This window comes from Mesorhizobium sp. M7A.F.Ca.MR.362.00.0.0 (genome assembly GCF_004023175.1).
In the GTDB taxonomy this organism is placed as follows: Bacteria; Pseudomonadota; Alphaproteobacteria; order Rhizobiales; family Rhizobiaceae; genus Mesorhizobium.
In genome coordinates this window covers 1-2,440 of the sequence record NZ_RZTF01000610.1, presented here as the reverse complement: position 1 = coordinate 2,440, position 2,440 = coordinate 1, and the positions used below count along the sequence as shown (strand labels likewise).

At 60.0% G+C, this 2,440-nt stretch carries 2 protein-coding genes; one reads left to right on the top strand and one right to left on the bottom strand.

What is annotated here, in order from left to right; all coding sequences use genetic code 11:
* Positions 1–1,498 (bottom strand): MFS transporter (locus EOC06_RS35915; protein ID WP_164898955.1); only part of this gene is annotated, 1,498 nt, incomplete at its 3' end.
* A gap of 351 nt (positions 1,499–1,849) precedes the next feature.
* Here EOC06_RS35915 and EOC06_RS35910 point away from each other — a divergent pair.
* Positions 1,850–2,122 (top strand): hypothetical protein, encoded by a 273-nt coding sequence (locus tag EOC06_RS35910; RefSeq protein WP_095488749.1) that lies wholly within the window; start codon positions 1,850–1,852, stop codon positions 2,120–2,122.
* Positions 2,123–2,440 lie beyond the last annotated feature (318 nt).

The following is a 2,440-nucleotide window of genomic DNA, read 5'->3' as shown; positions in this document are numbered from 1 at the left end:
GGCGAAGGTAGTCCGTCCAGGTCGGCGTGCGGAATGTCTCTGTCCATTGCATGGGCTTCTGCAGGTTGCGCTGAAGCGTCCAGTTCCGAGCACCGACGCGGCTGTGGATATGCCTGCGCTGCCGCATGAGCTGGAGGAAGGCCTCGACATTTCTCTCGGCTATCAGATATTCGACCTTGACCACGATAGGACCGCTTCTCGGCTTCAAATTGAGAGCGACAGCCGGGGCGTCGAATTCCTCCAAAGGATCGGGCTCGGACTCGTGGCGCTCGCGCAAAGGAAACAGCACGCCAGCCACGGCGACGAGCAGCAGCGCTCCAGCGGAACCCTCTAGCGCCAAGGTCAGGGAATGGTTTTGGGAGACAGTGCCCCATACCCAGCTGCCGGTCGCGATGCCGCCATCTATCAATGCATAGTAGATCGAAATCGTGCGCCCCACGACCCAGCGCGGGCTCGCCAGCTGCACGCTCACGCCAACCCCGGACCAGGCGGTGACCCACCCCGCGCCGCCCAAGGCGAGCGCAAGTGCGGCCACCGCAATCGAAGAGGTCAGTGCAAGGGAGAGGGAGCAGGCCGCGCAGGCGACGCACGCGAGCTTCATCAGACGTTCTTGCGACAAGCTCCGTCTGAATGTGCCGTTGGAGATGCCGGCGAAGACGGCCCCCGTCCCGAAGCCGGCCATGAGCGTGCCATAGGCGAGCGGTCCGCCTCCCAGATGATCACGGACAACCAGCGGCAGCAGTGCAAGAATGGCGATGCTTGCCAGGCCAAACAGCGTTCCGCGTGCGATCGCCGCCTTGATTTCCGAAGACATCGCCGTGAAGCGCAGCCCGTCATAGATCGCCGTTCTCATCGACTCACGCGGGAGAGGCGAAGAGCGAACCTTCCACTTGCAGCGCCATATCGTGCCCAAAGGGACCAAATAGGTGAGGGTGGTCACGGTAAAAGCTGCCAAAAGCCCAAACGAGGCAACCACGATGCCGCCCAGTGCCGGGCCGACGGTCCGGACCGTGTTGAAGCCGACGGAGAGCAGGGTGACGGCGGCCGGGACATCGCGGCGGTCGACGATATCGCCAACCGAGGCCTGCCAGGCGGGATCGTGAAGAGCACCCCCGCATGCGATCAGGAAGCTGAAGCCGAGGATCATCCACGGACTGACAAAGCCCAGCGCCACAATCGCCGTCAGCATTGCAGATCCTATCACCATCAGGCAGCGGCCGGCGAACATGACCCGGCGACGGCTGAAATTGTCGGCGAGAGCCCCCGCGAATACTGACAAGATGAACGCGGGCAGGTTCGATGACGCCTGGACCAGCGCAACCATCAGATCGGAAGTCGAGATCGTTGCCATCAGCCAGCTGATGGCAACAGTCTGCATCAGCCAGCCGAGAGAAGAGACCTGGGTGGCGAGCCAGATCGAACGAAAGGTCGGCTGCACGAGGGGCGCAAAGGTCTTTGGTGCAGCCAAATCTTCAACTGATCCAGCTGCTTTACTCATTCTTGCGGGCCTTTGCTTTGCGTTATCGGCCGTCTCGCATGTAATCTCGACTGAACAGTGGCGGCTGGCAAAATTGAGAGAAACTCTTTTGCCTCCGACGAATGCGGCCGCAGTTCTTCTGAGCAGCATTTTTCGGCCGAGACGCAGACCCGAGCCGGCTCGACTCGCCTTGGAAGACTTCATCTGGGTGGAGCCCGGATTCTTGCTTGTGGTTTGACGCGGCATGCTTCATCAACGGGCACTTTGCCGAGCGATGCCTTTTTGCGAGACGCGACCATGTTCTTTCGTTGAAAACTCACTCACCGGCGGCGTCCGATGCGGCTGAGTGTGGCTTGGGGAGAGTGAGGACGCTTGCACATCCTTGACAGGCTTGAGGCACTGATAGAGGCCCACGATTGCCGGGCCGCGATCGAAGAGGCGCGCGCCTTGCTACTTCAATTCGAACAAGGGCCTGATGCGCTCACACATGCGATCGACGACTTTCTGCTCGATCTGATGACGCTGTCTTTCATTGTTGAATGTTACGGACGCGGCTTTGAACTTTTGGCGCGAACGCTTGCCCGCAGACGGCTGGCAAAGGTCAGACTTTTGTCGGGAGGGGTCGATACAGTCAGGCAGAAATGACACCCAAAGCCTGAGGGCTGAAGCGGCGATCACGCCGCGTTCCGCACAGTGACGAAGGATGACGTTGCACCACCAAAAAATAGAACCATCGGAAAACCGAGGGCCCTTTAGGTGTGAAGGTCAAAACCTCCAGAGGGGAGCAGCCGATTGCGATGCAACTGGGACGAAACCATCGCGTCCATCAGCTTCAGCCTTAATGGCTAAAGGCTGTGCGATGCGCAAACACATTTTGTGCAAGCAGCTATGCAGGGAGGGCGAGCATCCCTCTCACCTTCAAAATCTGCGCTTGAAATTCGTGCTGCTCGCGGGGTGCTGGTG